The 4,526-nt window shown below is 68.7% G+C and carries 6 protein-coding genes and 1 pseudogene; all 7 read left to right on the plus strand.

The window, feature by feature from the left end; translation table 11 throughout:
- Nucleotides 1–302: pseudogene (locus BLR49_RS12825) on the plus strand (hypothetical protein); the annotation flags it as partial.
- Nucleotides 299–1,309 carry a hypothetical protein gene (locus tag BLR49_RS12830; protein ID WP_092538230.1) on the plus strand — a complete coding sequence of 337 codons (1,011 nt, stop codon included), beginning with the start codon at nucleotides 299–301 and terminating at the stop codon, nucleotides 1,307–1,309. The pseudogene BLR49_RS12825 and the gene BLR49_RS12830, both read left to right, overlap by 4 nt.
- Before the next feature lie 174 nt (nucleotides 1,310–1,483).
- Nucleotides 1,484–1,702, plus strand: coding sequence for a helix-turn-helix domain-containing protein (locus BLR49_RS12835; RefSeq protein ID WP_092538232.1), 219 nt, complete (start codon nucleotides 1,484–1,486; stop codon nucleotides 1,700–1,702).
- Nucleotides 1,703–1,818: 116 nt separating this feature from the next.
- Nucleotides 1,819–2,259, plus strand: coding sequence for a hypothetical protein (locus tag BLR49_RS12840; RefSeq protein WP_092538234.1), 441 nt, complete (start codon nucleotides 1,819–1,821; stop codon nucleotides 2,257–2,259).
- Nucleotides 2,256–3,641, plus strand: coding sequence for a DUF3631 domain-containing protein (locus BLR49_RS12845; protein ID WP_092538236.1), 1,386 nt, complete (start codon nucleotides 2,256–2,258; stop codon nucleotides 3,639–3,641). Before BLR49_RS12840 ends, BLR49_RS12845 begins: the two co-directional genes overlap by 4 nt.
- Nucleotides 3,638–3,841, plus strand: coding sequence for a hypothetical protein (locus BLR49_RS12850; protein WP_092538238.1), 204 nt, complete (start codon nucleotides 3,638–3,640; stop codon nucleotides 3,839–3,841). Before BLR49_RS12845 ends, BLR49_RS12850 begins: the two co-directional genes overlap by 4 nt.
- 20 nt (nucleotides 3,842–3,861) lie before the next feature.
- A complete protein-coding gene (locus BLR49_RS12855; RefSeq protein ID WP_092538240.1) occupies nucleotides 3,862–4,152 on the plus strand; it encodes a hypothetical protein in 291 nt (96 codons plus the stop codon).
- Nucleotides 4,153–4,526: the final 374 nt, after the last annotated feature.

Below are 4,526 nucleotides of genomic sequence, written 5' to 3' on the forward strand. Positions count from 1 at the left end.
TGGAGGAGGCGTTGGACGCGGCGGGGGTGGTGATTCCGCCGGGCCGCTATGCGGGCTGGCACGCCTTCCGCCACTATGCGGCTACCCGGTTCGGGCAGGCGGGGGCGTCTACGGCGGCGATCATGCGCCGCTTCGGTTGGGCGCGGCCGACGCAGGCGGCCCACTACCAGCGGGCCGACGACGACTACGAGCGGAACATGCTGGACCGCATGGCGGCCCGCCTGGACCCGGACGCCCCGACGTGGCGCGGGCGGGCCGGAGTGGTGGACCTGGAACAGGAACGAGCAAGGAGGCAGGCATGAGCAAGAAGGCAGGCATGAGCAAGGAGGCAGGCATGAGTGACTCGGTGAACGTCGTTTGTAAGCGGGGGCGCTGGCACCGGGACGGGAAGCCGCCGGTGACGTTGGCGACGTTCGTTCGTGAGGACGACCCGGCGCGCGCCGACTACTGGGAGCCGGACGACGTGGGGCTAGGAGGGCACGGCTGGCGGGCGGTTCGTAAAGGCGGCTCGGTGGACCCCTACAGGGACCGCAACACGCCCACGAGCGCCCGCCTGGAGGCGCTTCGTGAGTCCCCGCCGGTCGCCTTCGGTGCCGTCGGGGCCGGAACGGGCTGCTTGCGCTGCGATTGGTTGAATCACCGGGCGGCGGGGTATGACTGGCCGGAGCCGGAGGACGAGGGGCACGGCCCGGATTGCGCCCGTTGGTCGGCCGTGTGCAGGTGTGGCTGGCCTACCTGGAACGTGCCGGTGCGGCTCATGGTTCCGCTGCTGGAACGGGCGGCCGACGCCGGGCGCGACTTGCAGGCCGAGGAAGTGGAGGCCGTGGCGGCCGGATACCCTGGCACGACGTGGTTGGATGACCGCGCCCCGTTCGGCGGGGAGGGGGCACCCGATGACCGCGCACTGAAGGAGTATTTGAACGTGGTTGACCGGGGGGAGGCCCGATCCGCCCAGGAGCGGCTGGGGTATCTCGCTCCGGGGACGCGCGGACTCATCCCGGACGGAATCGCCCTTATGGTCGAAGCCGGGGAGCATAGAGCTTACGGCCGCGCTCGGGTCGCCGTCCTTATCGCGCGCCGCCCGTGGCTGGACGTGCGCGGTGACAGGAGGAATGTGCTTGACCTTAACGACCATTGGGTTGCCGTTGACGGAGTGGAGCGGGCCGGAGGCGGTTACCGGTTCGTCGCCGACCCCGCCGACAGAGTGTTCGAGCCGCAAGAGTTGGTGGACATGTGCGAACAGCTATACGGGGCGGGGTGTCGCTCGGTTTTGCTGGACGCCATCCTTAACGCCGTGAACGCACGGTAGAGGACGGGGCTTGACACAATGTACTCATTGGGTTAGCTTATGTGTCGTCGGGGCGCCCGAAGTGCGACCCCGGGCCAGACCTTGCGACGGGCCTTCCGTTACGAGGAGAGCAGTCATCTAGCTAGGGATATCTATGCCCGCTAGGTGCCTCCTTCGTAACGGAAGGCCCTTCATATGTCGAAGAGCAAGACCGGCCCCGGCGCGTATTCCGTGGCCGTGTCCGTGAAGACATTCGCCCGCTCGGTGGAGTTGAGCGAGAACACGGTTTACAACCTCATCGCATCTGGCGACATCGCCGCCATCCGCCTAGGCCGTGCGGTGCGTATCCCGATCAGTGAGTACGCCCGTCTCGGCTTCGCCACCCCCACCTTCGGGGAGGCGGATGCCCGGTGAGTAAGCATGAGAATGACCGCCCCCTTCAGGAAGCGGCCACCCAACACGCAAGCCCAACTGTACCCGACCTTGACGCGGTTGTGCAGTCCTTGCCGCCGAGGATTGACCCGGCGGGGATGGACTTGCGGGAGCTGGAGGCCGCCACCGAGCGCCGCTTCCGGGCCGTGAAGCGGGCCGTAATCGCCATCTACGAGCGGACCATCGCCCGGTTCCGGTGCGAGCCCCCGGCCACTCCCCCGGCGTGGGCCGTTCACCCGGAGCGGCTGAGCAGTGAGGCGATGGAGCAGATCGCGCTCACCGAGCAGCGGGCGCACGCCAACGGCTACTACGCCGGGTTCGTCGACGCTGTACGGCTCATCTGGCGGCTCGCCCGCGCACTCGGCTTCGCCGAGGGGCAGTGGGACCTGGCCCGTGACCTGGCGGCGGGCAACCGCGCCTTCCTCACGGAGCATGCCCGCGCCCTGGCGGCGGCGGTTGACCCGACCCCACGGCCGGACGTTGTTACGTGGGCGGCCCGCAATCGCGCCCGCCTTCGCGAGGCGGGGGTGATCGCATGAGCGCCTTCCCGAAGCCGCTACAGGCCGCCCCGGCTGCGTCCGGTTCGTCCGGCTTGTCCGGTTCGTCCGGTTTGAATGGGGCCCCCCTTGGGGTTGTCTCCGACGGTTCGACGGTTCCCGACGGTTTCGACGGTTCAAAAGAGACCCCCTTGGGGGTCGTGTTGGATCAAGTTCGTGCTTGGCTGGAACGCTTCATCGCTACGACCGAAGACCTCGACCTTGACCTACTGACGTTGTGGGCGGCGCACACGCACGTGTGTACCGAAACGCGGACCACGCCCCGTCTCATCCTGGACTCGACACTTCCCGGCTCGGGAAAGACCACGACACTAGAACACCTACAGCGCCTCTCCCACAACCCTGTCATGGCCGCGTCCTTGTCTTCGGCTGCTCTACTGGCGCGGCTACTGGCGAAGGGACCGCGCACCGTCATGATTGACGAGGCCGACCGCAACCTTGACGAGCGTGACCCGGATTCCAAGGAACTACTCGCCATCATCAACTCCGGCTACAAGGCCGGGGCGACGCGCCCCGTACTCGCCCCCGTGAAAGATGGTGGCTGGGAGGCTGAGGAAATGCCGACGTTCGGCCCCGTCGTCATGGCAGGCAACGCCCCGAACTTACCCGGGGACACTCGCAGTAGGGCGATTCGTGTACTACTCATGCCGGACATTGACGGAACGGTCGAAGACTCCGACTGGGAGGACATCGAAGACGACGCCGACCGGCTAGGCGTCGCCCTGGCCGAGAACCTGGACGCCGCCCGGGAGCAGATCAAGGCATCCCGCCCCGACCTGCCCGAGGGGTGCCGGGCCCGGATGCGTGAGAAGTGGCGGCCCCTGGTGCGCGTTGCCGACGTTGCCGGTGGGGACTGGCCCGAGACCGTGCGCAAGCTGATCATCCGGGACATGGCCGAGGCCAAGGCCGAGGCCGCCGACGGGGTGGCCAAGCGCCCGCCCGCGTATGTCCTGCTAGAGGACCTACACGACGTATGGGGTGAGAGCGAGGCGTTCCTGCCCACAAGCGAGATCCTGGAACGCCTGGCCAACCGCCGCCCCGACTACTGGGGCGAGGCATCGCCCTACGGCAAGCGGATCACCGCACAGCGGTTCAGCCGCATGGTGACCCAGGCTGCCAAGGCTAAAGCGTCGAAGAATTCGCAGGACCGTCGCGGGTATTTCCGCTCGGCGTTCACGGAAGCATGGCGGCGCACAGGCATCTCGACGGTTACCAGGGGGACCCCCAATCAAACCGTCGAAACCGTCGGGAACCGTCGAACCGTCGGAAACGGTTCCTGCCCGCACGGGGCACCCGAGCCTGACATGTGCGCTGAGTGCGGCGGACAGACCGGCCTCGACCTGGCGGGCGGTGACCTGTCATGAGCAAGGGCATCGTCTTCGACGAGTACGGCAACGTGTGGGCCGTAGACACGGGTGAAGCGCGGGTACCCGGTGCGAGGCTCATCGCCCTAACCGGCTACTGGTGCCCCGTGTGCCACCTGCCCCGCACCCCCTACCCCGGCGACCACGGCATGCACCCGACGTGCGCCGAAGCCGCCAGTAGGACGGGGGGCCAACAATGAGTGGGGTTGCTTGCGCTCGTGTGCTTCGTGAGGCCGGTGGTGCGGAGTTGTCCGCCGGGGCGGTGGCGGTGCTGGCGGACGTGCCGGTGGGTGCGGTTCAGGCGCTACCGGCCAGCGTCGACGGCTACCCCACGGCGGGGCCGCTGGCGGCCCGGCGGGTAGTGGCCTACCGGCTGGCGGGCCTACCGGCGGCGTGGAAGCGGCGGGTGCGGGAGAACGTCGCCTACGCGGTGGCGTCCCTGGCCGCCGAGGGCGCGCCGTCCCCGGCCCTGGCGGACGTGCTGGACTTCCTGGGCGGTGAGGAGCCGTGAGCGGAGGCCGCATGGCGTCGGTGTCCGTCCTGGCCCCGGCGGTCTTCCAGGCGGTGGGGGCGCGGCTCACCGGCTACTGGTGCCCCGTGTGCGGCGGGCCGCGCGTCCCGTACAGGGGCGACGACGGCGTTCACCCGTGCTGCTACGCCGAGGCGCGCAAGCGGGGCCTGGTGCCCTCAACAGATCCACGTTCAACACGCTCAACTACTGAAGGGAGTAGCCGATGACTCACTACGCCGAGGCGCGAACGCTCGACGTCGCCCACGCCCGCCGCCTGTACCTACAGGCCGACCCCGGCGACGCGCAGGCCCGCCTGGAGGCCGCCTACCGGTACCTGCTGGCCGTCGTGGTGGAGGACTACCGCATGGCCTACA

The organism is Actinomyces ruminicola (assembly GCF_900103885.1).
Classification (GTDB): Bacteria; Actinomycetota; Actinomycetes; order Actinomycetales; family Actinomycetaceae; genus Actinomyces; species Actinomyces ruminicola.

Coding starts and splice junctions, on each gene's coding strand:
- BLR49_RS12830 (WP_092538230.1), top strand. CDS start 299: ATGAGCAAGAAGGCAGGCATGAGCAAGGAGGCAGGCATGAGTGACTCG.
- BLR49_RS12835 (WP_092538232.1), top strand. CDS start 1,484: ATGTCGAAGAGCAAGACCGGCCCCGGCGCGTATTCCGTGGCCGTGTCC.
- BLR49_RS12840 (WP_092538234.1), top strand. CDS start 1,819: ATGGACTTGCGGGAGCTGGAGGCCGCCACCGAGCGCCGCTTCCGGGCC.
- BLR49_RS12845 (WP_092538236.1), top strand. CDS start 2,256: ATGAGCGCCTTCCCGAAGCCGCTACAGGCCGCCCCGGCTGCGTCCGGT.
- BLR49_RS12850 (WP_092538238.1), top strand. CDS start 3,638: ATGAGCAAGGGCATCGTCTTCGACGAGTACGGCAACGTGTGGGCCGTA.